Source organism: Nonomuraea sp. KM90 (assembly GCF_052246675.1).
Taxonomy (GTDB): domain Bacteria; phylum Actinomycetota; class Actinomycetes; order Streptosporangiales; family Streptosporangiaceae; genus Nonomuraea.
The window spans coordinates 103,974-128,444 of record NZ_JBQQCB010000022.1 but is presented as its reverse complement, the minus strand read 5'-3'; the positions used below and the strand labels follow the sequence as shown (position 1 = coordinate 128,444).

Sequence of the window (24,471 nt, the reverse complement as noted above, 5' to 3'; positions counted from 1 at the left end):
CCCCGGACCCACCCGCCCCCGCCCCTGACCCCGCCGCGCTGAGCCGCCGCGCGCTGAGCCGCCGCCCTGGCCATGGTGCCTGACCCGCCCCGCCCTGGTGGCGAGGGTGGGGTGGGTCGTAGGGTGCGAAGGGTGGGAACGTATGACGTGGTGGTGGCCGGAGGCGGGCACAACGGGCTGGTCGCGGCGGCGTACCTGGCCGGGGCCGGACGGCGGGTGCTGGTGCTGGAGCGGTACGCCCACGTGGGCGGCCTGGCGATCTCCGCCCGGGCGTTCCCCGGCGTCGACGTGCGCCTTTCGCGCTACTCCTACCTCGTCAGCCTCCTCCCCACCAGGATCGTCCGCGACCTGGGCCTCGACCTGGAGCTGCGCCGCCGCCGCTACGCCTCCTACACCCCCAAGGGCGACACCGGCCTGCTCGTCGACAACGAGGACGACCTGCGTACGGCGGCCTCGTTCCGCAGCGTGACGGGCGGCGAGGCCGACCGCGAGGCGTGGCGGCGCTTCTACGCCATGACCGCCGAGGTGGCGCAGGCCCTGGCCCCCACCCTCCTCCAACCCCTTCCCACCCAGGCCGAGGTCGAGCGGCTGGTCGGGCCGCAGGCGTGGCGCGACCTGTTCGCGCAGCCGATCGGCGAGACGGTGGCCGAGCGGTTCCGCGACGACCTCGTGCGCGGGGTCGTGCTCACCGACGCGCTGATCGGCACGTTCGCCGACCCCGCCACCGACCTGCTGGCCAACCGGTGCTTCCTCTACCACGTGATCGGCGACGGCACCGGCGAGTGGAACGTCCCCGTCGGCGGCATGGGCGCGGTCTCGGGCGCGCTGGAGGCGGCGGCCAGGCGGGCGGGCGCCGAGATCAGGACCGGCGCCGAGATCGTCGGCATCGCGCCGTCCGGTGAGGTCACGTACGTGGCGGAGGACGGCGAGCACACGGTGAACGGCCGCCACGTGCTGGTCAACCTGCCGCCCGCCGTGCTCGACCGGCTGCTGGGCCGGCCCGTGGCGACGCCGGAGGGCGCGCAGCTCAAGGTCAACATGGTGCTCACGCGGCTGCCCCGGCTGAAGGACACGTCCGTGGACCCGAGGGCGGCCTTCAGCGGTACGTTCCACATCAACGAGGGGCGCGACCAGCTCGCCACCGCGTACGCGCAGGCAGACCGGGGGGAAATTCCGGAATTGCCGCCCGCCGAGGTCTATTGCCATTCACTGACCGACCCGTCCATTCTCGGCCCCGAGCTGAGGGGCCGGGCCGAGACGATGACGCTGTTCGGCCTGCACATGCCCGCCCGACTTTTCCGGAAAAACCCAGAGAAAGCCCGGAAAATGGCGCTGGACGCCACCTTCGCCTCCATCAACGCGGTCCTGGCCGAACCCATCGAGGAATGCCTCCTCGCCGCCCCCGACGGCACCCCGTGCGTCGAGGCCAAAACCCCGGTCGACCTCGAACGGGACGCCGGCCTCCCCGGCGGCCACATCTTCCACACCGACTTGAGCTGGCCGTACGCGGAAAAAGGCGGCTGGGGCGTGGAAACCGAGCACGAACGCATTCTCATGTGCGGCGCGGGCGCCCGCAGGGGCGGTGGCGTCAGCGGAATCGGCGGCCACAATGCCGCGATGGCCGTGCTCGGCCGTTAATCGTCCGCGATGAGCTTGGTGGCCACCTCCATCGCCACCTCGGCCCGCTCCGCGTCGCCCAGTTCCAGGTCGAAAAGGAGCGGCATGCTCCCGAGTATCACCGCGAGCACGGCCAGCCTGGCCTCGAACTGCTTGACCGCGTCCGCCCCCGGCACGCTCAGCAGCGACAACATGCTGAGCATCCCGCTCTGCAGCCGTTCGCCGGCCGGGTTCTCCCGCATGGCCCCCTGGTTCACCTGCGCGAACCTGAACAGCGGCCGCCACTGATCCGCCAGCAGCCCCGAGATCCGCCGCAGGATCTCGAGCCGGGCCTCCGCCGTCTTCGGCTGCTCCCTGGCCCACGCCACCAGCTCGTCGATCGACTCGCCCAGCCGCTCGACCACGCTGGCGAGGATCGCCTCCTTCGTCCGGAAGTGGTAGTAGAGCGCCGGCCTGGTGATCTCCAGCCGCTCCGCCACCTCCTGCAGCGTGGTCTTGTCGTATCCCCGCTCGGCGAACAGCTCCAGCGCCACCTGCTGGATCCGCTCTCGTGTGTCCGTCCGCCGCCCGGCCATTCCACTCCTTCACTTGACGACCGGCCTCTCCATTGCTTACTTTCGCGTAAGTAAGCAATGCGATCCGGCTTGTAGGGAGCAGACTATGGCTCAGACCTTCCCTGTCCAGCGCACGTGCCCGTTCGCGCCGCCGCCCGAGTACGAGCGGATGCGCGAGCAGGCCCCGCTCGTACGGGCCTCGCTCCCCGGCGGCGACGTGTGGCTCGTCACCCGCCACGCCGAGGCCAAGCAGGTCCTGGCCGGCGCGGGCATCAGCACGAGCCCGGCCACCCCCGGCCATCCGAACGCCGCCTTCAGCCCCGACCCCCCGACGCCCGAGGAGGCCGCCGCGTACGAGCAGTTCGCGATCGGCCACTTCATCGACCTCGACCCGCCCGAGCACGGCAGGTTCCGCCGGCTGCTCATCCCCGAGTTCACGGTCAGGCGCGTCAGGGACCTGCGTCCGGGGATCCAGCGGCTCGCGGACCGGCTCATCGATGACATGCTGGCCCAGGGCCGGGAGGCGGACCTGGTGGCGGCGTACGGGCTGGCCCTGCCCTCGCTGGTCATCTGCCAGCTCCTCGGGGTCCCGTACGCCGACCGCGAGTTCTTCCAGTCGCGTACCCGTACGATGATCGACCCCGCGTCGGACCCGCAGGCGCGGCACGCCGCCATGTTCGAGATCAGGGGCTTCCTCGACGACCTGGTCACCACGGCCACGGCCGCCCCCGGGGACGACCTGCTGGGCCGCCTGATCGCCGGCGGGCAGCTCACCCGCGACGAGCTCGTCGGGGTGATGTTCCTGCTGCTCGTCGCCGGTCACGAGACGACCGCCAACATGATCCCGCTGGCCGCGCTCACCCTCCTGCGCCACCCGGACCAGCTCGCCGCCCTGCGCGCGAACCCTGGCGGCTGGCCGGCGGCGGTCGAGGAGCTGCTGCGCTACCACTCGGTGGTGGACTGGGTGGCGTTCTACCGCGTGGCCACCGAGGACCAGGAGATCGGCGGGCAGCTCGTCAGGAAGGGCGAGGGCCTCTTCGTGCTCGGCGCCTCCGCCAACAGGGACGAGCGCGCGTTCGAGCGGCCCGACGCGTTCGACGTCGAGCGCGGCGCCCGCCACCACGTCGCCTTCGGGTACGGCGTCCACCAGTGCCTGGGCCAGAACCTGGCGCGGGCGGAGCTGGAGATCGCGCTGCGCACGCTGTTCGAGCGGGTCCCCGGCCTGCGGGTCACGATGGCCGACGAGGAGCTGCCGGCCAAGTACGATGGGGCCATCTTCGGGCTCAAAGCGATGCCCGTCATGTGGTGATCCTCACGAAACCCGAGTGAGGTCCCTCATCACGTTTTCATGATGAAGCCCTAGCGTTTGTAAGCATGAGTGAGCCCGCACGGTTGCTGGTGGTTGACGACGAGCCCGCGTTGCGCGAGGCGCTGCAGTCGAGCCTGGAGTTCGAGGGCTACAAGGTCGTCACGGCCGACGACGGGCAGGAGGCGCTGGCCGCCGTGGCGGCGGAGCCCTACGACGCCGTGCTGCTCGACGTCATGATGCCGCGTCTCGACGGGCTGACCGCCTGCCGCAGGCTGCGCGCGTCGGGCAACCACGTCCCCGTCCTCATGCTCACCGCCCGCGACGCGGTCGGGGACCGGGTGTCGGGGCTCGACGCCGGGGCCGACGACTACCTGGTCAAGCCGTTCGAGCTGGACGAGCTGCTGGCCAGGGTGCGGGCCCTGCTGCGGCGGGGCGCGCTCAGCGCGGGCACCCCCGAGGGCGACTCGCTCTCGTACGGTGACCTGCGCATGGACCCGGCCACCAGGGAGGTCACGCGCGGCGAGCGCCGGCTCGACCTGACCAGGACCGAATACCTGCTGATGGAGCTGTTCCTCGCGCACCCGCGCCAGGTCTTGACCAGGGACCAGATCCTGAGCGAGGTGTGGGGCTTCGACTTCGAGCCGACATCCAACTCGCTCGACGTCTACGTGATGTACCTGCGGCGCAAGACCGAGGCCGGGGGCGAGCCGCGAGTGATCCACACCGTGCGCGGGGTGGGTTATGTGCTCCGGGCCACGCAGTGAGCGGCGGCGCCTGGCGGGCTCGCCTCACGGCCCTGGCCAGACGCGGCAGCCTGCGGACGCGGCTGACGCTCCTGGTCACGGTGGCCGTGGCGGTGGCCATCGCGACGTGTGCCGGCGCGTCCTACTTCATCCTGCAGGACCGGCTCCGGGGCAACTTCGACCAGAGCATCCTGGAGTCCCTGAAGCAGGGCGACAAGGAGTTCCTGGAGCGCAACTGCACGCCGGAGGGCACGCGGGGCCCGTTCGCCGACGGCCTGGCGACGTTGTTGTTCGCCGACGGGACCACCTGCTCGCTCGGCCACTCTCCGATCGTGCCCGACTACCACCAGGACGCGCAGGCCTTCGAGCCCTGTGAACCGGTCTACCGCTACGGCACCACGCGTGACGGCAAGTACGTCCGCGTGGTGACGATCAACTTCAGACCCGGCGTCGCGGTCATGGAAGCCAGGCCCTTCGGGTACATCCAGCGCACGATGCGGATCGCCGGCCTCACGCTGGTGGGCATCACCGTGCTCGGTGTCCTCGGCGCGGCCATGGCCGGGCTCGCCATCTCCCGCTCCGCCCTGCGCCCCGTCGGCGACCTGACCAGGGCGGTCGAGCACATCGCGCAGACCGAGGACCTCGACACGCGCATCCCCGTCACGGGGACCGACGAGATCGCCCGCCTGTCCTCCTCCTTCAACGCCATGACCGCCGCCCTGGCCGGCTCGCGCGAGCGCCAGCAGCAGCTCGTCGCCGACGCCGGACACGAGCTGCGCACCCCGCTCACGACCCTGCGCACCAACATCGACCTGCTGCTGCGCAGCGAGCAGACCGGCCGCAGCCTCGACCCGGGCGCCAAGGAGCGCCTGCTGGTCAACGTGAAGGCCCAGTTCGCCGAGCTGTCCACGCTCGTCGCCGACCTGCTCCAGCTGGCCCGGGGCGACGCCGACCACGAGCCGCACGTCGAGCTGGCCTTCCACGAGGTGGTCACCGCCGCCGTCGAGCGGGCCAGGTTGCGCGGCGCCGAGGTCACCATCGACCTCACGCCCTGGTACGTCGTGGGCAGCGCCACCTCGCTCGAACGCGCCGTGCTCAACCTCATCGACAACGCCGCCAAGTTCAGCCCCGGCGGCCAGGTGGAGGTGCGGCTGAGCGACGGCCGCCTGACGGTCCGCGACCACGGTCCCGGGTTGCCCGAGGAGGAGCTGCCGCACGTCTTCGAGCGGTTCTGGCGCTCGCCGTCGGCCCGTGGCCTGCCGGGTTCCGGTCTGGGGCTGGCGATCGTGGCGCAGGCCGTCGCGGAGGCCGGCGGTACGGTGCGGCTGGCCAACGCCCCAGGTGGTGGCGCCATCGCGACCATGGAGCTGCCGGGAACTCTCATCCGTAGCTCAGAAACGGATAAGTCACCTTAAAGACCCAAAAAGTGTCCTTACTGCATGGAGACAACAGCAGTGCGGACACGCCTGGTCGAGGTGGTCGTCCCGGTCCACAACGAGCAGCGGGCGCTGAGGGCCGGCGTCACCCGGCTGCAGACGTACCTCACCGGGAACTTCCCCTACGGCTTCCGCATCACGATCGCCGACAACGCCAGCACCGACAACACCTGGCAGCTGGCCACCGAGCTGGCCAGGGAGCTGCCCCACGTACGCGCCGTGCGCCTCGACGAGAAGGGGCGCGGGCGGGCACTGCGCCGGGTCTGGTCGCGCAGCGAGGCCGACGTCGTCAGCTACATGGACGTGGACCTGTCGACCGACCTGGACGCGTTCCTGCCGCTGGTGGCGCCGCTGCTGTCGGGCCACAGCGACCTGGCCATCGGCACCCGGCTGGCCAGGGCGTCGCGGGTGGAGCGGGGGCCCAAGCGCGAGTTCATCTCCCGCTCGTACAACCTGCTGCTCCGCCTCGGCATGGGCGCCGGGTTCTCGGACGCGCAGTGCGGCTTCAAGGCCGTCCGTACGGAGATCGCCCAGGCCCTGCTGCCCGGTGTCGAGGACGAGCAGTGGTTCTTCGACACCGAGCTGCTGCTCCTGGCCGAGCGCCACGGGCTGCGCATCCACGAGGTGCCCGTCGACTGGGTGGACGATCCGGACAGCCGGGTGGACATCGTGCGGACCGCGCTGGACGACCTGCGCGGCCTGGCGAGGGTGGGGCGCAGGACGCTGGCCGGCGCGGCGCGCATCCCCGTCCCCGCCCGGGTCTCGCGGGCCGAGCTGCCGAAGGGGATGGCGCGGCAGCTGCCCCGGTTCGCGATCGTGGGGGTGATCAGCACGCTGGCGTACCTGCTGCTGTACTCCCTGCTGCGCCAGGTCGTCCCGCCGCTGGCGGCCAACGCGGTCGCGCTGCTGGTCACGGCCGTGGCCAACACCGCCGCGAACCGCCGCTTCACCTTCGGCGTCAGGGGCCCGGGCGGGGCGATGCGGCACCAGTTCGAGGGGCTGATCGCGTTCCTGGTCGGGCTCGTGCTGACCTCCGGGAGCCTGTCGCTGCTGCCCGCCGGGGTCTCGCACGGGGTGGAGCTGGTCGCGGTCATCGTCGCGAACGCGGCCGCCACGCTCGTACGGTTCCTGCTGCTGCGCGTCTGGGTCTTCAACCCCAAGAGGAAGGCCGTCGTCAACCCCAACAGGAAGGCCACCCGATGACCGTCACCGCGACGCGGGCCGGCCACCGAGCCACCGCCACGCGCGGCCTGGCCGCCCGCGTGTTCCTGGGCGCCGCGTCCGACCCGCGCTGGTCGCGCCCCGCCCTGTGGGGGGTGCTGGCGGCGGCGTTCGTCCTGTACGCGTGGGGGCTGAGCGGCGACGCCAACGAGTACTACGCGGCCGCCGTCCTGTCCGGGACGCAGAGCTGGAAGGCGTTCTTCTTCGGCGCCATCGACGCCGGGTCCTTCATCACCGTGGACAAGCCGCCGCTGGCGCTGTGGGTGATGGGGCTGTCGGGGCGGATCTTCGGGTACGGGACGTGGAGCATGCTGCTGCCGCAGGCCCTGGCGGGGGTGGCTGCGGTGGGGCTGGTCCACTCGGCGGTCCGCCGGTCCTTCTCCGCCGCACGTACGGCTGACCCCTCAGCCACCTCCACCACCTCCACCACCTCCACCACCGCCACTTCTGCCACCTTCGCCACTTCGGGCACCTTCGCCACTTCGGGCACCCCTGAAGGCCCGGTAGCGGCTGGAAGCCGGGTGGCGGCCGGGGAACACATGGCCCACGTCGGAGCCCTCATCGCGGCCGTCGTCATGACCCTCACCCCGATCACCGTGGCCATCAACCGGGACAACAACCCCGACACCGTCCTCGTCCTCCTCCTGGCACTGGCGGCCTGGTTCTGCCTGGAGGCGCTGCGGACCGGGCGGCTGCGGTCGCTGCTGCTGGCGGCCTTCTTCGTGGGGCTGGGGTTCAACGCCAAGATGTTGCAGGCGTACCTGGTGGTGCCGGCGTTCGCGCTCGCGTACCTGGTGTGCGCCCGGGGGACGTGGCCGCGGCGGATGGGGCGCCTGTTGGCGGCCGGGGTCGTGCTGGTGGTGTCGAGCGTCTGGTGGATGGTCATCGCCGACCTGTGGCCCGAGGACTCCCGGCCGTACATCGGCGGGTCCACCGACAACACCGTCCGGGACCTGGTGATCGGCTACAACGGGCTCGGCCGCATCTTCGGCCAGAGCCGGGGCAACGGCGGCTTCGGGGGAGGTGGAGGCGGCGGCTTCGGCGGCTTCGGCGGTGAGTCCGGGGCCGGGCGGCTGTTCAACGACATCCTGGCCGGGCAGATCTCGTGGCTGCTGCCGTTCTGCGTGGTGGCGCTGGCCTTCGCGGTCCTCGTCCGGCTGCGGCGGCTGCCCTTCAGCGGGCCCTCCGGGGCGGCCTGGCTGGTGTGGGGCGGCTGGCTGGTCGTCCACTACGCGGTATTCAGCTTCTCCAGCGGAACCTTCCACCCGTACTACACCACGGCCATGGCTCCGGCGGTGGCGGCGTTGTGCGGGATGGGGGCGGTGGTGATGTGGCGGGCGTACCGGGGGGCGCGGGCTTGGGGCTGGGTGCTGCCGCCGGCGGTGGCCGTGACGGGGGTGTGGTCGTTCGTGGTGCTGCGCCGTACGCCGGAGTGGGTGCCGTGGCTGGCCTGGGTCGTGCTCGGGGCGACCCTGGTGGCCGTGGTGGTGCTCGTACTGGCTCGGTTGCGGGCACAGGTGACGCTGCGGGTGGCGGCGATCGCACTGGCCGCCGCCGTGGTCGCCGGCCTGGCCGGGCCGGCGGCGTACGCGGTGACGCCGCTGCAGTCGCAGATCAACGGCTCCAACCCGACCGCCGACCCCTCGACGGGCGGCGGAACGGGCTTCGGGCGCCCAGGGGGAATGCCCGGCGGCGCCCAGCTCCCTGGCGACCGGAGCCCCCAGCCGAACGACACCGCCCAGCCGAACGGCACGACCCAACCCGGCGACTCGGGCGCCGCGGAACAACGTGGCAACAGCCAGAACGGACAGCCGAGCACCGCGCAACAACCAGGCGGCGGCCGGTCCGGCTTCACGGGCCGCGGCGGCCCCGGCGGCGGCGTCAGCGACGCGACGGCCAAATATCTGGTGGCCAACCAGGGCAACGCCACGTGGCTGGTCGCGGTGAACAGCGCTCAGCAGGCGTCCGGGCTGATCCTGTCCACCCACGAGCCCGTCATCGCCATGGGCGGCTTCACCGGCAGCGACCCCGCCATGACCGTGGTCCGACTGCGGTCCCTGGTCTCCTCGGGCCAGCTGCGGTTCGTCATGTCGGACATCAGCGGCAGCGGCGGCGGCCCGGGGCGGGGCAATACCGAGGTGACGAGCTGGGTCCAGGAGAACTGCACGGCGGTGGACGGTCAGGACGGGCTCTACGACTGCGCAAAATAGGCGAGGACGGGGCGCCATGACGGTGCCCCGCCCATCGTTGTTGAAGAGTGGATACTGTCGGGTATAACAGCGAAAATTCTTCGCCTATTTATAGGGAGATTCGTCCGAATTTATGATCCTAAATAGCCCCTGACCAGGGGAATCTTTTTTCGATCAGGGTCGCCTGCTAATGCCTGGAGGCGTATTCTCTAGGCAAAGAAGCGGGACCGGAGATTCTCACCATCCCCGGTCCCTTACCCTCACGGTAAGGGAGATCATCTTGAGCTTCAAGGAAATCGGCCTCCAGGTTTGCACGGCGGTGGAAAACGAGTTCGTCCGGCTCCGCGCAGACCAGATCGCCATGGGCGAGCAGCTCAACGGACGGATCGACAGCGTGGCCACCCAGCTCAACGGACGGATCGACGGGGTGGCCACCCAGCTCAACGCGCGGATCGACGGGGTGGCCACCCAGCTCAACGAGCGGATCGACGGGGTGGCCGAGCAGGTCAAGCTCCTCGACGGCAGGGTCGGCGTTCTGGAGACCAAGGTCGACAACCTCGAGGTCAAAGTCGACAGGCTGGACGCCAAGGTCGATGGGCTGCAAGAGGGTCACACGGAGATGATGCACATCCTCATCGCCATCCAGCGCAAGCTCGACGTCAACTGACCAGACCCCTTCAGTTAGGGCGGGCCCGCACATCAGGCGGACCCGCCCTTCCGTTTCTCGCGGGACTTCCGGTCCGTGGTGCGAATCCGCGTGGCGCGAAGACAGTTGGTGGCCGGTTTGGGTTGACAACGATGTCAGGGCGTTTCTTGATGGTCGTATGGCCGGACTGTTGATCGACGCCCGCGGGATCGTGAAGAGCTACGGCCAGGTCGAGGCGCTCCGCGGAGCGGACTTCAGCCTGGGGGTGGGCGAGGTCGTCGCGTTGATCGGGGACAACGGGGCCGGCAAGTCGACGCTGGCGAAGATCCTGTCCGGGGTGGAGCGGCCGGATGGCGGGACGATCGAGTTCGATGGCGAGGCCGTGGTGTTCGGGGCGGTGGAGGATGCCCGGAGGATCGGGATCGAGACCGTTTATCAGGATCTGGCGTTGTGCGCTGATCTCAGTCCGGCGGCCAATTTCTTTCTGGGGAGGGAGCGGCTCAAGCCGGGGCTGCTCGGGTGGTTCGGGGTGCTGGACAACGCGGGGATGCGGCGGGAGACGCGGGAGGCGTGTGAGCGGCTCGGTGTGCGGTTGGCGTCTCAGGGGGCGCCGGTGTCCACCTTGTCGGGTGGGCAGCGGCAGGGGGTCGCCGTGGCGCGGGCCGTGACGTGGGCGCGGCGGGTGGTGTTCATGGACGAGCCGACGGCGGCGCTGGGCGTGGTGCAGACGCGGCGGGTGCTCGATCTCATCCGCGGTGTGCGGGACGCGGGTGTGTCGGTGGTGCTGATCAGTCACAACATGCCGGATGTGATGGCGGTGTCCGATCGGGTGGAGGTGCTGCGGCTAGGGCGGCGGGTGGCCCGGTTCGAGACCGCGCGGGTGTCGATGGAGGAACTGGTCGGGGCGATGACCGGGGCGGTCGAGCAGCGGGCCGGTGATGAGCGGCAGGACGGGCTCGGCTCCACGGGGCTGGAGGGGCGGGCGTGAGGCGGGCGGTGGGGGTTCGGGGGCAGGTGGCCGGTGGGGCGGGCGTGCGGCGGTTGGGGGAGTTGCAGGTCGTGTGGATCGGGCTGGTGCTGGTCGCGCTGGTCGTCGCGTTCTCCGTGCTGGCGCCGCGGTCGTTCCCCACCTCGTTCAATCTGCTCAACCTGGCGAGTGACGCTGCCATCCTGCTGTTGCTGGCCACCGGGATGACGTTCGTGATCATTACGGCGGGGATCGATCTGTCGGTGGGCGGTGTGCTGGTGTTCTCCGCCGTGGTGGCGGTGAAGGTGGTCGAGGGGACGGGGTCGCTGCTGCTGGGGGCTCTGGGGGCGCTGGTGACCGGGCTTGGGTGGGGGGTGGTGAACGGGGTGCTCGTCGCGCTGGGGCGGATTCCGGCGCTGATCGTGACGCTGGGGACTCTGGGGATGTCGCTGGGCGGGGCGCTGCTGCTGACCGGGGGAGTGGATCTGCGGGCGCCGGGTGAGCTCAATCTGGGGCTGGGGCTGGCGCGGTGGCTCGGGGTGCCGCTGATCGTGTGGATCTGTGCGGCGATCACCGCCGTCCTCGCCCTGGCGCTCGCGTACACCCGGTTCGGGCGCCACACGTACGCCATCGGCTCCAACGCCGAGGCCGCCCGGCGCGGCGGCGTGGCCGTGCGGCGGCATCTGATCAAGGTGTACGGCCTGGCCGGGCTGCTGGCCGGGCTGGCGGGGCACCTGTCGCTGGCCAAGTACGGCATCACCGGCGTGTCCGCGCACTCCACCGACAACCTCCAGGCCATCGCGGCGGTGGTGATCGGCGGCACCTCCCTGTTCGGCGGGGTCGGCACGGTGGCCGGCACGGTCATCGGCGTGTTCATCCCCGTCGTGCTCCAGAACGGCTTCCAGATCCTCGGTGTACGGCCGTTCTGGCAGCAGGTGGTGGTGGGCGCCGTGCTCGTCGCCGCCGTCTACGTGGACCAGTGGAGGCGCAGGGCCCGCGACCAGTAGGAATCAAGGAGGCACCACCATGCGCAAGGCCATGGCCGTTCTCGGAGGAGCGCTGTTGATGATCACCGCGTGCGGCGGTGACGGGGGCGGTGGTGGTTCCGGCCAGGTCAGGGTGGCGCTCGTGCAGGGGCTGGCGGGGGAGGAGTTCTACGAGACCATGGCGTGCGGGGCGCGGGCCAAGGCCAAGGAGTTGGGCGTGGCGCTGGACGTGCAGGGGCCGCAGAAGTTCGACCCCACGTTGCAGACGCCGATCGTGAACTCGGTCGTGGCGGGGCGCCCGGACGCCCTGCTCATCGCGCCGACCGACGTCAAGGCCATGATCGCGCCGCTGACCCAGGCCAAGCAGCAGAACATCAAGATCATCCTGGTGGACACGGTGGTCGAGGACCAGAGCATCGGCCTGTCGAGGATCAGCACCGACAACCTCAAGGGCGGCGCGGCGGCGGCCAAGGCGCTGTCGGAGCAGATCGGGGGCAAGGGAAAGGTGCTGGTGATCTCCACCGATCCGGGGGTCAGCACCGTGGACGCGCGGATCAAGGGGTTCGAGGACGAGATCAAGGCGAGCCATCCAGGCATGTCCTCCCTTGGCGTCCAGTACTCGCACAACGACGTCGGTGAGGCGTCCAGGATCGTGAACGCGGCCCTGGCCAAGGATCCCGACCTGGCCGGCATCTTCGCCGCGAACCTCAACTCGGCCACCGGGGCGGGCTCGGCGCTCCAGCAGGCCGGCAAGCTCGGGCAGGTCAAGATGGTGGGCTTCGACGCGGGGCCGGCGCAGGTCAAGCAGCTCAAGGACGGCGTCGTGCAGGCCCTGATCGCGCAGCTCCCCGGGGACATCGGGGCCAAGGGGGTCGAGCAGGCGGTCGCGGCGGTGCGGGGGCAGCAGGTGACGCCGTCGATCCCGACCGAGGCCACGATCGTCACCGCGGACAACGTGGATCAGCCCGAGGTGCAGAAGGTGCTCTACAAGGCGGGCTGCTAGCGACGGCGCCCGTGGCCGCCGGGTGAGGGGGAACGCCGGTAATCTACGGCGGCATGGGGACGGGGCATGATCTCACTACGGACCAGGGTGCACCACTCATGGGAGGAGCGGCGGCGCCCGCCCCTCCCTGGCGGGCGCCCACCGAGATCGAACACCGTCTGTACGACGCCAAGACGCACGGCGACTGGGCCGCGTACTTCGACGTCCTCGCCACCGCGAACCTCTATCACGCGATGACGCGCGCCCAGGCCGACGCGAAGCCCGGCTGGATCCGTTTCAACACCGCCCACTGGGGCCCCCGGCACGGCGCCAGGTGCCTCGCGTTCTTCACCGACGGGATGCTCCCGGCGCCCGTGCCCGACCCGGTCTTCTTCCTGACCGATCTGGCGCAACTCGTGCAGGATTGGCCGCAGGACGACGAGTGGCTGGCGATCAACCCCGGCACCCCCTGTGAGGCGTTCTTCCCCGCGACCGCCGCCCATCGGCAGGCCTGGCGCCGGCACGCCGAGCGGGCGACGTATCCCCGCCGCAACCAGCTGCGGACCCTGTGGTCCGGAGGCCCGCTCCACGGCCCGGTGGCTCATGGGCTCGCCTGCGGGGCGCTCCTGTGCGTCAGCAACGGCTCCCTCTGGAACGCGATGGGCTGGCACGGCACCGGCTACGTCCGTGAGCGGAGGCGTCTACGGGAGTGGTGGGACATCACCGGCCGGGAAGGGTGGCAGAGCGCGCAGGAGGCCCTTCTCGGCGGCCGGATGAGCAGCCCGGTCTGGGAGTTCGTGCTGGGCGTCCGCCGGACCCTGGCCCGCGACTTCGGCGGCGTGGTCGAGGTGGACCACTGGCGGAACGTGACCTCCCGCGTCCTTCGGAGTCGCCTGAGCGAGGACGCTCCAGGGCCCGGCCCCCTCGGCGACGCCGAGGCGGAGGCCCAGGTCGCCGGGGCGCAACGGCTCATCGGACGCATCACCCGATATGAGGCGCGGTTCCGTGCGGACGGGCTGCTCGCCGAGGGCAGGTTCGTCCAGTCGGTGGAGGCGTGGGACTACGGGCGGGCCTCGAAGATGGCCCGCTGGGGACTCGGCGCCCGCTACTGCAGCCTGGAGGAGGCCGAGCGGGCCGTGCTGCACGCCGGACGGGTCAGCCGGATCAACTACCGGTCCTGGGAGGACTTCTCGGCCGCCTACATCCTGGGGCGCTGCCTCCACTTCGACGAGGAGGAGTTCGGTGACTGGTACGGCGAGATGCTCGACGCCCATCGGATCCTGACGACCGACCCGAACAGCCCCTGGCTCAACATCCCCTTCAGGACCCCGTGACGCCACCCGCTCAGGCGGGCAGCGCGGCCAGGAGGAAGGCGAGGCGGGCGGCGGCGGACTCGACGTCCTCCGTGGTGCCCAGGCGGTAGCCCCACGACGTGATGAAGGCGCCCTCGTCGGAGCAGGTCACGGTCTCCGCGAGGGTGGCCGAGAAGCGATTGCGGACCGACACGTAGGCGGGGTCGCTCGACAGCGCGAGGCGATGGACCGACAGGTCGGCGTGCCGACCCGCGTGCCACGCGAACCGCTCGAGGCAGAGCGCGGTATCAAGCATCATGCGTCACCTCCGCAACGTCTCGCACAGAATTGCACGATCTTGCGGTGGGAGGCAAGCAATTGCTGCGGTTAATGTGGAGTTTGTTTCCGGTATTCGTGAAGAATGTCGATGATGACCTCCCGCCCGGTTTCCTCGAACTCGGCCACCTTGGCGTAATCGTCGAAGGCCCGCACGTAGAAGGCGATGTCATCGGGGTCGCGCAGGATCAGGTCCTTCGTCATCGTGGCGACGGCCACCATGGCCTCGTTGTAGATCCAGAACCCGTTGATCGGGTTGGCCGGCAGCTCGGTGCCGAACGGGATCACCCCGAACTCCACGTTCGGCAGCGTGCTCACCGCGAGCAGGCGGTCGAGCTGGCCGCGCATCACCTCGGGCGGAGCCAGGGACGTGCGCAACGCCGCCTCGGTCACCACGAACCTGAACGTCCGCGTCCGGTCGTACAGGATCTCCTGGCGCTGCATCCGCACCCGCACCGCCGCGTCGATCTGGTCGGCGGCGCTGTAGAGCCGCTTGACCTTGCGGAACACGTGCCGGGCGTATTCGGAGGTCTGCAGCAGGCCCACGATGATGCCCGGCTCGAAGACGCGGAAGAGCTTCGTGCGCGCCTCCAGGTCGCGCACGTCCTCCTGGATCGCCGCCAGGCCGCTGCGGTGGCGCTGTTTCCAGTCGTCGTGCCGCTCCAGCAGCGCGATCGACTGCCTGATCAGTTCGTCGGTCGTGTCGGGCGAGGCGCCGACGGCCTGCGCCCACACGACCACGTCATCCTCGGTAGCGGTCTGCCGGGCGTTCTCCAGGCGCGAGACCTTGGACGGCTGCCAGCGCAGCCGCTCGGCCAGCTCCTTGCCCGACAGGTGGGCGGCCTCGCGCAGCTGACGTAGCTGGCTGCCGAGGTCGATGCGCGCCTGCTGAAAGGACGTCACGCCGCAAGAGGCTAGACCTGCGGGAGCCGATCATGCCAGGGCCCGCCGCAATTGTGATCAACTGGTAGCCGTCGGTGTTCCTCCGCCGGTCGGGTAAGCGTTTGCCGCGCCCTCGGGAAGGACGCGGCGGGCGATTTCGGTGATGAGCTCGCGGGGCACCTCGACCGCGGTCTCGCCGTCGAGCACGTCGCGCAGGTCCGCGAGGGCCTCCGCGTCGGTGACTTGCAGACCTTGGACGACGATGGTGCCGCGGTCGGTCTCGTACAAGGTGGGGCAGGCGCCCGCCTCCGAGGTGGAGCCGAGGAACCGCATACGCATGACGATCCTTCCCCGAGAACAGATGCAATTGCGCGCAATTGTACGTCCCGGGGATAACGGTGAGATCGTTTTTCCGGAAATCGTGATGGGAGGCGGTCAGCCGAGTGAACCGTCCATGAACTCCCGCGCCCGCTCGAACAATCCCAACGTCGTCGCGTGCAGAAGATCCCCGATGTCCCGCGGTGCCTTTCCGGCGAACGCCCGCGCGTGGGTGCCCTCGAGCACGATGCCGAGCTTGAAGCAGGCCATGACCGCGTACCAGTCGATCGCCGACAGGTCCCGCTCCGACAGCGCCGCGTAGTACGAGACGATCTCCTGCGGCGCCGGCAGCCCCGGCACGTGGGTGTTGTTGATGGTCCAGGTGGCCAGCAGCCAGCCGAGGTCGAGCAGCGGGTCGCCGACCGTGCACATCTCCCAGTCCACGATCGCGGCCACGCGCGGGCCGTCGCACGCGAACATGAGGTTGGAGAAGTGGTAGTCGCCGTGCATGACGCCCGGGGTGAACGTGCGGGGCAGGTGGCGGGCGAGCCAGTCGGCCGTCTCGGGCAGCCCGGGGATGTCGGGGCCGGGATAGCCGTCGAACTGCGCGTACGAGTCGAGCTCTTTCAGCCAGCGCGGCACCTGCCGCTCCAGGAACCCCTCGGGCCGGCCGAACCCCGGCAGCAGCCCCGGATCGACCCGCCCCAGCTCGGCCAGCGCCGCCGCGGCCTCCAGCCCCATCCGGTGCCTGATCGCCGGGTCGGAGGCGTGCGGCTCCGGCAGCCCCGTCGAGGGGTTGAACCCGGCCACCGGCTCCATCAGGTAGAACACCGGCTCCCGCGCGGTCTGCGCGGCCACCAGCCGGGGCGCGGCGACGGGCGTGTCGCGCAGCACCGCGAGCACCCGCGCCTCGCGGCGCAGCACCTCGTTGCTCTTCTGCCGGGTGTGCATGGGGGGCCGGCGCAGGATGTACGGGCGGCCGGCGCGCTCGAAGCGGACCATGACGTTCTGCGTGCCGCCCAGGACCGGCGCGGTGCCGCTGATCGGGCCCCCGGGCAGCCCCTGGTCGTCCATCCACGCGCCCAGCGCGTCGAAGTCGATGGCGCCGACGTCGATGTGGGTGGAGGTCATGTACCGCCCTTCGACAGAACGATATTCTGGTAGCCGACCCTACGAGAGCGCCGCGCGCACGGTCAACCCAGCGCCTGCATGTACGGCAGGAACTGGCAGGAGCGGTCGCCGGGCAGCTCGCCGCCGCGCACCATCATCGAGACCTCCCACGGGCTCCCGATGCCGTGCTCGCCCGCCCACCGGACCAGGCCGGCCTTGGCCAGGTCGAGATCCATGCGCACCTCGCCGCCCGCGTGCAGCGCCAGGTCGCCGATCAGGGCGCGGGCGGTCTCCTCGTCCCTGGCCACGACCGGGCCGATGACCGTGTTGTCGTCGTTGCGCCAGCACTGGCCGAAGCCGCCCTCGGCGATGCGCACCTGCTCCCCGAAGCCGAACATCCGCCGCAGCGCCGCCGACCGGTCCGTGCCGAACAGCTCGGCGTCGAGCTCCAGGATCCGGCCGAGGTCCGCCTCCGTGGCCGGGCGGGTCCGGCCCGACGGCTCGCCTTTGAAGACGCCGGTGTGCTTGGCCGCCCGGCCGACGACACGGAAGCCGAGCCGCTCGTACAGGGGGCGGCCGTGCTCGGTGGCGTACAGCGAGACCGTGCGCCCGCCCGCCTGCTCCAGCACGTGCTCCATGAGCCGCCGGGCCAGGCCCTGCCTGCCGAACCTGGAGGCGGTCAGGACCATGCTGATCACCGCGTGGTCGTCGCCGTAGCGGGTCAGGATGTTCGTGGCGGCCAGGCCGTCGCCGTCGGGGGCGTCCATTCCGTACACCTCGCCGATCTCGAACAGCAGGCGCCACTTGTGCCGCTCCGGCAGCCAGCCGCGGTCCTTGGCCAGGCGGGAGCAGTCGTCGAGGTCGTCGAGGGTGAGTCGGCGTACGGTCATGCGTGTCCTTCTGCGTGCCGAGGGCTCGTGCGGGTGGAGGATATCCGGATGGATTACGTGGCCGCGATTGATTTGGGCGGCACCACCATGAAAGGCGGATATATCGCCCGCGATGGGACAATCCTGGATTTTGACCGGCGGCCCACACCCCGGGCCGAAGGCCCGGATCGGGTGATCGCCGCGGTCTCCGCCTTCGTCGCCGACCTCGCCCGGCCGCGCGGCGGCGCCCGGCCGCTGGCCGTGGGGCTGGCGGTGCCGGGGCTGGTCACGCCGACGCACGCCGTCTTCTCCGCCGCGTTCGGGTGGCACGACGTGCCCGCCGCCGCGTTCACGGACGTGGACCTGCCGGTCGCGCTGGGACATGACGTGCGGTCCGCGGGAGAGGCTGAGCTGGCGTACGGGGCGGGCGGGAAGGACGTGCTGTACCTGCCCATCGGCACGGGGATCGCGGGCGCCGTGGTGCTGTCCGGGGCGCTGTACGGGGGTGCGGGCGGCTGGGCCGGGCAGATCGGGCACGTGCCGGTGCGGCCGGACGGGCTGCCCTGCGGGTGCGGGCAGCGGGGGTGCCTGGCGGCGTACGCGTCCGGCTCGGCCGTCGCGGCGCGCTGCGGGGTGGGCTCGGCCGAGGAGGTGGTGCGGCTGGCCGCCTCGGGGGATCCCCGGGCCGTGGAGGTGTGGGGGGAGGCGGTGGAGGCGCTCGCCCTGGCGCTGGCGACGTACACGCTGCTGCTGGACCCCGCCGCCATCGTGGTGGGCGGCGGGGTGTCGCTGGCGGGGGACGCGCTGGTCGGGCCGCTGCGGGAGCGGCTGGCGGCGCGGCTCGGGTTCCGGCCGGCGCCCGAGGTGCGGGTGTCGGAGCTGGGGGTGCTCGCCGGGCTGCGGGGGGCCGGGCTGCTGGGGTGGCGGGCCGTGTCAGGGGAGGAGGGCCGCCGGGAGGTCGACGGGCCGGGCGCGTAGCTCCTCGCCCAGGGCCTTCGCCTGGGGGTCCATGCGCGGGCTGGCCGCCACGCCCCTGCCCAGGAGGCCGTGCACGACGAAGTTGAGCGCCTTGAGGTTGGGCAGGTCGTGGCGGTCGATGTGGTGGTCCTTCAGGGCCGGGAGGAGCTGTTTGAGGGCGTCCGAGGTGAGGTGGGCGGCCAGCCAGTCGTAGCGGGCCCGGGTGTCGGTCCACACGCCGAGGTTGGCGGTGCCGCCCTTGTCGCCCGAGCGGGCCCCGGCGATGCGGCCCAGAGGGACGCGCACGACATCGCCCGCCGGGGAGGGAACAGCCTCCGGGGCGCCGGGGTCGGCCGCCCGGTCAGGGGGTGCGGGGGCGCCGGGTACGGGCGCGCCGGTGGTGGCGGGGCCGGTGCCGGGGAGCTCGCGGCCGTTCAGGAACACCCGGGGGCGGACCTCTGAGGCGGGCACCAGGACCGGCCAGTACACCCCGTACGGCGAGGCGTCGCCCGGCGGCGTGAGGCCGTAGAAGCCCGGGTAGCTGGCCAGGCCCGTCTCCACCACGGCCGAGGAGAAGGCGCGGCCGGCCCGGCGCGGGTCGGCGTCCATGACCGTGATCCGCAGCAGGCCCGACTCCGTGAGCGTCACGTCCACCTGGTCGAACGACTCGCGGGGGATCCGCGCCCAGATCGCCTCCTCCGCCACCCGCGCCTTCTCCGCCACGTCCAGGCCGGTCAGCACGAGCGTCATCGTGTTCCGGTAGCCGCCCAGGTAGTTGACGGCCACCTTGAGCGTGTCGGGCGGCGGCTCGCCCCGCACGCCCGAGATCAGCACCCGGTCGGGCCCGTCGTCCGACAGCGTGATCGTGTCGAACCTGGCCACCACGTCGGGGCCCAGGTAGCGCGGGCCGCCCAGCTCGTACACGAGCTGCGCCGTGACCGTGCCGACCGAGACCAGGCCGCCCGTGCCGGGATGCTTGGTGATCACCGCCGAGCCGTCCGCGCGCAGCTCGGCGAGGGGGAAGCCGCAGTGCGCGAGGTCCGGTACGTCCTGGAAGAACGCGTAGTTGCCGCCCGTGGCCTGGCAGCCGCACTCGATGACGTGGCCGGCCACCACCGAGCCCGCCAGCGGGTCGAGGTCGTCCGGCCCCCAGCCGTACCGCCAGATGCCGGGACCCGTCACCAGGGCCGCGTCCGTCACGCGGCCGGTCACCACCACGTCCGCGCCCGCCGACAGCGCGGCCGCGATCGGGCGGCCCCCGAGGTAGGCGTTCGCGGTCAGGGGCGTGGCCGTGAGGCGCTCGCCCGTGTCGGCGTTGACCAGGTCGAGCGGGCGGCCGGTGAGGTCGTCGCCGGTGACGTGGGCGACGGCGGGGGACAGGCCCAGGCGGGCGGCCAGCTCGTGCACGGCCTCCGCGCAGCCCTCCGGGTCCAGGCCGCCGGCATTGGTCACGATCTTGATGCCTTTGTCGAGGCAGGGGCCCAGGACGTCCTCCAGCTGGCGCAGGAACGTCGGGGCGTAGCCGGGGCGACCCTTGAGGCGGTTCCCCGCCAGGATGAGCATCGTCAGCTCGGCCAGCCAGTCCCCGGTCAGCACGTCGATCGGCCCGCCCTCGACCATCTCCTTGGCGGCGGAGAGGCGGTCACCGTAGAAGCCGCTGCAGTTCGCGACGCGCAGGACCATGATCAGACCTGCGGCGGGACCCACTTGGGCGGCCGCTTCTCCATGTAGGCCGCGATGCCCTCCTGGCCCTCCTCCGAGGTGAAGCGCTCGGCCGACAGCTCGGTCATCCGCCGCAGCCCCTCCTGGAACGACACCCCGGGAACCTCCCTGACCAGCCGCTTCGTGATCGCCAGGGCCTCCGGCCCGCCCTTCATCAGCATCCCGGCGTAGCGGGCGACGGTAGCGTCCAGCTCGTCCTCCGGCACGGCCTTCGACAGCAGCCCGATCTCCGCCGCCCGCGCGGCGTCGAACACCTCGCCGGTCAGGAAGTATTCGGCCGCCGCGCGCGCGCCCAGCCTCCTGAGCACCGGCACGGAGATCATGGCGGGCGCGACCCCGAGGCGTACTTCCGTGAACGCGAACGACGCCGTCAGCGGCGCGATCGCGAAGTCGCACGCGGCCACCAGCCCCAGCCCGCCCGCCCGCGCGGTGCCGTTGAGGCGGCAGATGACCGGCTTCGGGCTTTCCCAGAGCAGCTCCAGGATCTCCGGGAACGACGCCGTCACCGGCGCCCCCGGCCGGCCCTCCGAGGCGCGCTGCTCCTTGATGTCGGCCCCGGAGCAGAACACCGTGCCCGTGGCGGTCAGCACGATCACCCTGGCCTCCGGCTCGGCCAGCGCCCAGCCGAGCCGGTCGGCCAGCTCGCCGAGCAGGCGTACGGACAGCGCGTTGCGGTTGGGCGGCGAGTCGAGCGTGATCGTCGCGACGCCTCCCGCGAGGTCCTGGTGCACCAGGCTTGTCATAGGTCCCCCTCCTGGATGATCGCCAGCACGGCTCCCGCGTCGACCTGCTGGCCCTTCTCCACGTGTACGCCGGACACCACGCCGTCGGCCGGGGCGGTGATCCGGTGCTCCATCTTCATCGCCTCGAGGACGAGGACCGCCTGGCCCTTGGTCACCCGGTCGCCGGGCTCCACCTCGACCCGCAGCACGCTACCCGGCATGGGGGCGAGGAGGGAGCCGGGGGCGAGGTGTTCGGCGGGTTCGGGCAGGCGGGGGAGCGGGGTGAGCTCCGCGCGGCCCTCGGCGTGGTCGACGTGGACCTTTCCGTCCGGGTAGGAGGCCACCTCGAACGTACGCCGGACGCCGCCGCGCTCCAGGACCACCGCGTACGGTTCCGCGCTGACGACCGAGACCCCCTCCGGGAGCGGGTCGTAGACCACCTCGGCCTCCACGAAGCGGGCGACGCGGGGCTGGGAGCGCACGTTGCGCCAGCCGGCGGGCAGGCCGGACAGGACCTGCGCGCGGCGGCGGTTGGCGGCGGCGGTGGCGAGCGCGGCCGCCAGCACGGCGAGCTCGTCGGGGGCTTCGGGGCCGGTTTCGTGGGCGTCGCGGACGGGGCCGCCGGGGTCGAGGAAGCCGGTGTGCGTGTCGCCGGCCATGAAATCCCGATTTGTCAGGATTTTTAGCAGTAAGTCGCGGTTTGTCGTGAGGCCGTGGAGCTTCGCCCGCCGCAGCGCCATGACCAGCTTCCGCACCGCCTCCGCCCGCGTCGAGCCGTGCGCCACGATCTTGGCCAGCATCGCGTCGTAGTGCGGCGACACGACCGACCCGGACTCCACCCCCGAATCCACGCGTACGTCACCCGGGATCTCGAACCGCCGCAACACCCCCGTCTGCGGCAGATGCTCCCCGTCCTCCGCGTACAGCCGCGCCTCGACCGCCCACCCGGCGGGCGCGGGCGGGTCCGGCGGCAGTGCCGCGCCGTCGGCCACCTCCAGCTGCAGGCGTACGAGGTCGACGCCGTGGACCAGCTCGGTGACCGGGTGCTCGACCTGGAGCCGGGTGTTCATCTCCAGGAACGCCACCCGGTCCCCCTTGACCAGGAACTCCACCGTCCCGGCCCCGACATAGCCGATCTTCCGGGCGGCCCGGACGGCGGCGTCGTACAGCACCGCCCGCGTACCGTCCGAGATCCCAGGCGAGGGGCACTCCTCGACCACCTTCTGGTGCCGCCGCTGCACGCTGCACTCGCGCTCGCCCAGCGCCCACACGGCCCCGTGCCGGTCGGCCAGCACCTGGACCTCCACGTGCCTGGCGCCCTCCAGCAGCGGCTCCGCGAACACCGTGCCGTCGCCGAAGGCCGCCTCCGCCTCCCGCCGCGCCGACTCCACCTCGCGCGCCAGCTCCCCGGGCCCGCGCACCACGCGCATCCCGCGCCCGCCCCCGCCCGCGGACGCCTTCACCAGCAGCGGGAACTCCCCGGGATCGGACAGGTCGAGCGAGGGCAGCACGGGCACTCCGGCCTCCGTCATCAGCCGCTTCGCCCCGACCTTGGCGCCCATGGCGGCGATGGCCTCGGGCGGTGGCCCGACCCACACCAGGCCGGCCGCCAGCACGGCCCGGGCGAAGTCCGCGTTCTCGGACAGGAAGCCGTAGCCGGGATGCACGGCGTCCGCACCGCTCGCCCGGCAGGCCGCCAGGACGCGCTCGACGTCCAGGTAGGTGTCGGCGGGGCGGGCGCCGGGCAGGCGCACCGCCAGGTCGGCCTCGGCCACGTGCGGCGCGCCGGCGTCGGGGTCGGAGAACACGGCGACCGTAGAGATGCCGAGCGACCGGCACGTACGGAAGACACGGCGGGCGATCTCGCCCCGGTTCGCGACGAGCAGGCGGGTGATCATGGCCGGAACACCCCGAATCCCGCCGCCTCGGGAACCGGCGCGCTGTTGATCGCCGACAGGCACATGCCCAGCACCGTACGGGTGTCGCGGGGATCGATGACCCCGTCGTCGTACAGTCGGCCCGACAGGAAGAACGCCAGCGACTCGGCCTCGATCTGGGCCTCCACCATCGCCCGCATGGCCGCGTCCGCCTCCTCGTCGTACACCTGCCCCCTCGCCTGCGCCGACGCCCGCCCCACGATGGACAGCACCCCGGCGAGCTGCGCCGGCCCCATCACCGCCGACTTGGCGCTCGGCCAGCTGAACAGGAAGCGGGGGTCGTACGCGCGGCCGCACATGCCGTAGTTGCCCGCGCCGTACGAGGCCCCCATGACCACCGTCAGATGCGGCACGGTCGAGTTGGACACCGCGTTGATCATCATCGCGCCGTGCTTGATGATGCCGCCCTGCTCGTATTCCTTGCCGACCATGTAGCCGGTCGTGTTCTGCAGGAACACCAGCGGCGTGCGCGACTGGTTCGCGAGCTGGATGAACTGCGTGGCCTTCTGCGACTCCGCGCTGAACAGCACCCCGCGGGCGTTGGCCAGCACGCCCACCGGATGGCCGTGGATCCGCGCCCACCCCGTCACCAGCGAGGCCCCGTAGACCGGCTTGAACTCCTCGAACTCGCTCCCGTCCACCACCCGCGCGATCACCTCCCGCGGGTCGAACGGCACCTTGAGATCCTCCGGCACGATCCCGAGCAGCTCGTCGGCCGGATACGCCGGCTCCCGCACGTCCGGCTCCGGCGGCCGGCCCAGCTTGCGCCAGCCGAGCGAGGCGACGATCCGCCGCCCGAGCCGCAGCGCGTCGTGCTCGTCCTCGGCCAGGTAGTCGGCCAGGCCGCTGACCCTGGCGTGCATCTCCGCGCCGCCCAGCGACTCGTCGTCCGACTCCTCCCCGGTCGCCATCCTGACCAGCGGCGGGCCGCCCAGGAACACCTTGGCCCGATCCCGCACCATCACCACGTAGTCGCTCATCCCGGGCACGTAGGCCCCGCCCGCCGTGGAGTTGCCGAACACCAGCGCCACCGTCGGGACCCCCGCCGCCGACAGCCTCGTCAAGTCCCGGAAGATCTGCCCGCCCGGGATGAAGATCTCCTTCTGCGTCGGCAGGTCCGCGCCGCCGCTCTCGACCAGGTTCACGTACGGGAGCCGGTTGCGCAGGGCGATGTCCGACGCCCGCAGGGACTTCCGCAGCGACCACGGGTTGGAGGCGCCGCCGCGGACCGTGGGGTCGTTCGCCGTGATCACGCACTCGACGCCCTCGATCACCCCGATCCCGGACACCACGCTCGCCCCCACGGGGAAATCGCTGCCCCAGGCCGCCAGCGGCGACAGCTCCAGAAAGGGGGAGTCGGGGTCGACCAGCAGCTCGATCCGCTCCCTGGCCAGCAGCTTGCCGCGGGCGCGATGGCGCTCGACGTATTTCGCCCCGCCGCCGGCCACCGCCTTGGCGTGCTCGGCGTGCAGTTCGGCCAGCTTGGCCAGCATCGCCTCACGGCGCAGCCGGTAGTCGTCGCTCCCGGTGTCGAGCCTGCTCCTGATCACGCGCCCTCCTGGAGTCCACGACGGCCGTCAGCCCCACGAGCACGCAACCGAACAGCGTTTCCCAAGGGGAACCGGTGGCCTGGCGATCACGTTAGCGCACGACCGCGCAGACGGGCACGGGACAGG

At 71.6% G+C, this 24,471-nt stretch carries 22 protein-coding genes; 12 read left to right on the top strand and 10 right to left on the bottom strand.

Going from position 1 to position 24,471, the window contains the following annotated elements:
- Positions 1-132 precede the first annotated feature (132 nt).
- Positions 133-1,638, top strand: a complete 1,506-nt coding sequence (locus ACTWPW_RS23875; RefSeq protein WP_443169946.1) for a phytoene desaturase family protein — start codon at positions 133-135, stop codon at positions 1,636-1,638.
- On the opposite strand, the gene ACTWPW_RS23870 is transcribed toward ACTWPW_RS23875, so the two are convergent.
- Positions 1,635-2,192 carry a TetR/AcrR family transcriptional regulator gene (locus ACTWPW_RS23870; RefSeq protein WP_375109537.1) on the bottom strand — a complete coding sequence of 186 codons (558 nt, stop codon included), beginning with the start codon at positions 2,190-2,192 and terminating at the stop codon, positions 1,635-1,637. The two genes, ACTWPW_RS23875 and ACTWPW_RS23870, sit on opposite strands and share 4 nt — an antisense overlap.
- Positions 2,193-2,277: 85 nt before the next feature.
- Here ACTWPW_RS23870 and ACTWPW_RS23865 point away from each other — a divergent pair, with 85 nt between their 5' ends.
- The 10 genes from ACTWPW_RS23865 (at position 2,278) to ACTWPW_RS23820 (ending at position 13,984) form a co-directional block, all read left to right on the top strand.
- Positions 2,278-3,480 carry a cytochrome P450 gene (locus tag ACTWPW_RS23865; protein WP_443169945.1) on the top strand — a complete coding sequence of 401 codons (1,203 nt, stop codon included), beginning with the start codon at positions 2,278-2,280 and terminating at the stop codon, positions 3,478-3,480.
- Positions 3,481-3,545: 65 nt separating this feature from the next.
- The gene (locus tag ACTWPW_RS23860; RefSeq protein ID WP_375109539.1) at positions 3,546-4,244 is read left to right on the top strand and encodes a response regulator transcription factor; all 699 of its coding nucleotides are present in this window, start codon (positions 3,546-3,548) and stop codon (positions 4,242-4,244) included.
- Positions 4,241-5,638 (top strand): HAMP domain-containing sensor histidine kinase, encoded by a 1,398-nt coding sequence (locus ACTWPW_RS23855; RefSeq protein ID WP_375109540.1) that lies wholly within the window; start codon positions 4,241-4,243, stop codon positions 5,636-5,638. Before ACTWPW_RS23860 ends, ACTWPW_RS23855 begins: the two co-directional genes overlap by 4 nt.
- 24 nt (positions 5,639-5,662) lie before the next feature.
- Complete coding sequence (locus ACTWPW_RS23850) at positions 5,663-6,862, top strand: glycosyltransferase (protein WP_443169944.1); 1,200 nt, start codon at positions 5,663-5,665, stop codon at positions 6,860-6,862.
- A complete protein-coding gene (locus tag ACTWPW_RS23845; RefSeq protein ID WP_443169943.1) occupies positions 6,859-9,090 on the top strand; it encodes an ArnT family glycosyltransferase in 2,232 nt (743 codons plus the stop codon). The genes ACTWPW_RS23850 and ACTWPW_RS23845 overlap by 4 nt, the downstream gene beginning before the upstream one ends.
- A gap of 259 nt (positions 9,091-9,349) precedes the next feature.
- Complete coding sequence (locus ACTWPW_RS23840) at positions 9,350-9,736, top strand: hypothetical protein (RefSeq protein WP_443169942.1); 387 nt, start codon at positions 9,350-9,352, stop codon at positions 9,734-9,736.
- A 157-nt stretch (positions 9,737-9,893) separates the two neighbouring features.
- Complete coding sequence (locus ACTWPW_RS23835; protein WP_443169941.1) at positions 9,894-10,703, top strand: ATP-binding cassette domain-containing protein; 810 nt, start codon at positions 9,894-9,896, stop codon at positions 10,701-10,703.
- Positions 10,700-11,689, top strand: coding sequence for an ABC transporter permease (locus tag ACTWPW_RS23830; protein WP_443169940.1), 990 nt, complete (start codon positions 10,700-10,702; stop codon positions 11,687-11,689). The genes ACTWPW_RS23835 and ACTWPW_RS23830 overlap by 4 nt, the downstream gene beginning before the upstream one ends.
- Before the next feature lie 19 nt (positions 11,690-11,708).
- Positions 11,709-12,671, top strand: a complete 963-nt coding sequence (locus tag ACTWPW_RS23825; protein ID WP_375109546.1) for an ABC transporter substrate-binding protein — start codon at positions 11,709-11,711, stop codon at positions 12,669-12,671.
- Positions 12,672-12,769: 98 nt separating this feature from the next.
- Positions 12,770-13,984, top strand: a complete 1,215-nt coding sequence (locus tag ACTWPW_RS23820; RefSeq protein ID WP_443169939.1) for a DUF1266 domain-containing protein — start codon at positions 12,770-12,772, stop codon at positions 13,982-13,984.
- Between the two features lie 10 nt (positions 13,985-13,994).
- On the opposite strand, the gene ACTWPW_RS23815 is transcribed toward ACTWPW_RS23820, so the two are convergent.
- The 5 genes from ACTWPW_RS23815 to ACTWPW_RS23795 form a co-directional block, all read right to left on the bottom strand.
- Entirely contained in the window at positions 13,995-14,261 is a 267-nt protein-coding gene (locus ACTWPW_RS23815) for a hypothetical protein (RefSeq protein ID WP_364117601.1), read from the bottom strand.
- Between the two features lie 68 nt (positions 14,262-14,329).
- Positions 14,330-15,181 (bottom strand): helix-turn-helix domain-containing protein, encoded by an 852-nt coding sequence (locus ACTWPW_RS23810; protein WP_375109548.1) that lies wholly within the window; start codon positions 15,179-15,181, stop codon positions 14,330-14,332.
- 57 nt (positions 15,182-15,238) lie between these two features.
- Positions 15,239-15,499: a hypothetical protein gene (locus ACTWPW_RS23805; RefSeq protein WP_375109549.1), complete on the bottom strand. Its 261-nt coding sequence runs from the start codon at positions 15,497-15,499 to the stop codon at positions 15,239-15,241.
- A gap of 96 nt (positions 15,500-15,595) precedes the next feature.
- Positions 15,596-16,609, bottom strand: coding sequence for a phosphotransferase family protein (locus ACTWPW_RS23800; protein WP_375109550.1), 1,014 nt, complete (start codon positions 16,607-16,609; stop codon positions 15,596-15,598).
- Between the two features lie 62 nt (positions 16,610-16,671).
- Complete coding sequence (locus ACTWPW_RS23795; protein ID WP_443169938.1) at positions 16,672-17,478, bottom strand: GNAT family N-acetyltransferase; 807 nt, start codon at positions 17,476-17,478, stop codon at positions 16,672-16,674.
- A 48-nt stretch (positions 17,479-17,526) separates the two neighbouring features.
- Between ACTWPW_RS23795 and ACTWPW_RS23790 the strand changes: the two genes are divergently transcribed.
- Entirely contained in the window at positions 17,527-18,435 is a 909-nt protein-coding gene (locus tag ACTWPW_RS23790; RefSeq protein ID WP_443169937.1) for an ROK family protein, read from the top strand.
- On the opposite strand, the gene ACTWPW_RS23785 is transcribed toward ACTWPW_RS23790, so the two are convergent.
- From ACTWPW_RS23785 to ACTWPW_RS23770, 4 genes are read right to left on the bottom strand one after another with little or no spacing between them, the layout of a single operon-like run.
- A complete protein-coding gene (locus tag ACTWPW_RS23785) occupies positions 18,391-20,097 on the bottom strand; it encodes an acyclic terpene utilization AtuA family protein (protein ID WP_375109553.1) in 1,707 nt (568 codons plus the stop codon). The genes ACTWPW_RS23790 and ACTWPW_RS23785 overlap by 45 nt on opposite strands.
- A gap of 2 nt (positions 20,098-20,099) precedes the next feature.
- Positions 20,100-20,879, bottom strand: coding sequence for an enoyl-CoA hydratase-related protein (locus tag ACTWPW_RS23780; protein ID WP_375109554.1), 780 nt, complete (start codon positions 20,877-20,879; stop codon positions 20,100-20,102).
- On the bottom strand, positions 20,876-22,756 hold the full coding sequence (locus ACTWPW_RS23775; RefSeq protein WP_443169936.1) for an ATP-binding protein: 1,881 nt from the start codon (positions 22,754-22,756) through the stop codon (positions 20,876-20,878). The genes ACTWPW_RS23780 and ACTWPW_RS23775 overlap by 4 nt, the downstream gene beginning before the upstream one ends.
- Positions 22,753-24,288, bottom strand: coding sequence for an acyl-CoA carboxylase subunit beta (locus tag ACTWPW_RS23770; protein ID WP_443169949.1), 1,536 nt, complete (start codon positions 24,286-24,288; stop codon positions 22,753-22,755). Before ACTWPW_RS23770 ends, ACTWPW_RS23775 begins: the two co-directional genes overlap by 4 nt.
- Positions 24,289-24,471 lie beyond the last annotated feature (183 nt).

Coding starts and splice junctions, on each gene's coding strand:
- ACTWPW_RS23860 (WP_375109539.1), top strand. CDS start 3,546: ATGAGTGAGCCCGCACGGTTGCTGGTGGTTGACGACGAGCCCGCGTTG.
- ACTWPW_RS23790 (WP_443169937.1), top strand. CDS start 17,527: ATGGATTACGTGGCCGCGATTGATTTGGGCGGCACCACCATGAAAGGC.
- ACTWPW_RS23820 (WP_443169939.1), top strand. CDS start 12,770: ATGGGAGGAGCGGCGGCGCCCGCCCCTCCCTGGCGGGCGCCCACCGAG.
- ACTWPW_RS23850 (WP_443169944.1), top strand. CDS start 5,663: ATGGAGACAACAGCAGTGCGGACACGCCTGGTCGAGGTGGTCGTCCCG.
- ACTWPW_RS23865 (WP_443169945.1), top strand. CDS start 2,278: ATGGCTCAGACCTTCCCTGTCCAGCGCACGTGCCCGTTCGCGCCGCCG.
- ACTWPW_RS23815 (WP_364117601.1), bottom strand. CDS start 14,261: ATGATGCTTGATACCGCGCTCTGCCTCGAGCGGTTCGCGTGGCACGCG.
- ACTWPW_RS23795 (WP_443169938.1), bottom strand. CDS start 17,478: ATGACCGTACGCCGACTCACCCTCGACGACCTCGACGACTGCTCCCGC.
- ACTWPW_RS23845 (WP_443169943.1), top strand. CDS start 6,859: ATGACCGTCACCGCGACGCGGGCCGGCCACCGAGCCACCGCCACGCGC.
- ACTWPW_RS23770 (WP_443169949.1), bottom strand. CDS start 24,288: ATGCTGGCCAAGCTGGCCGAACTGCACGCCGAGCACGCCAAGGCGGTG.
- ACTWPW_RS23805 (WP_375109549.1), bottom strand. CDS start 15,499: ATGCGTATGCGGTTCCTCGGCTCCACCTCGGAGGCGGGCGCCTGCCCC.
- ACTWPW_RS23780 (WP_375109554.1), bottom strand. CDS start 20,879: ATGACAAGCCTGGTGCACCAGGACCTCGCGGGAGGCGTCGCGACGATC.
- ACTWPW_RS23825 (WP_375109546.1), top strand. CDS start 11,709: ATGCGCAAGGCCATGGCCGTTCTCGGAGGAGCGCTGTTGATGATCACC.
- ACTWPW_RS23775 (WP_443169936.1), bottom strand. CDS start 22,756: ATGATCACCCGCCTGCTCGTCGCGAACCGGGGCGAGATCGCCCGCCGT.
- ACTWPW_RS23785 (WP_375109553.1), bottom strand. CDS start 20,097: ATGGTCCTGCGCGTCGCGAACTGCAGCGGCTTCTACGGTGACCGCCTC.
- ACTWPW_RS23835 (WP_443169941.1), top strand. CDS start 9,894: ATGGCCGGACTGTTGATCGACGCCCGCGGGATCGTGAAGAGCTACGGC.
- ACTWPW_RS23870 (WP_375109537.1), bottom strand. CDS start 2,192: ATGGCCGGGCGGCGGACGGACACACGAGAGCGGATCCAGCAGGTGGCG.
- ACTWPW_RS23800 (WP_375109550.1), bottom strand. CDS start 16,609: ATGACCTCCACCCACATCGACGTCGGCGCCATCGACTTCGACGCGCTG.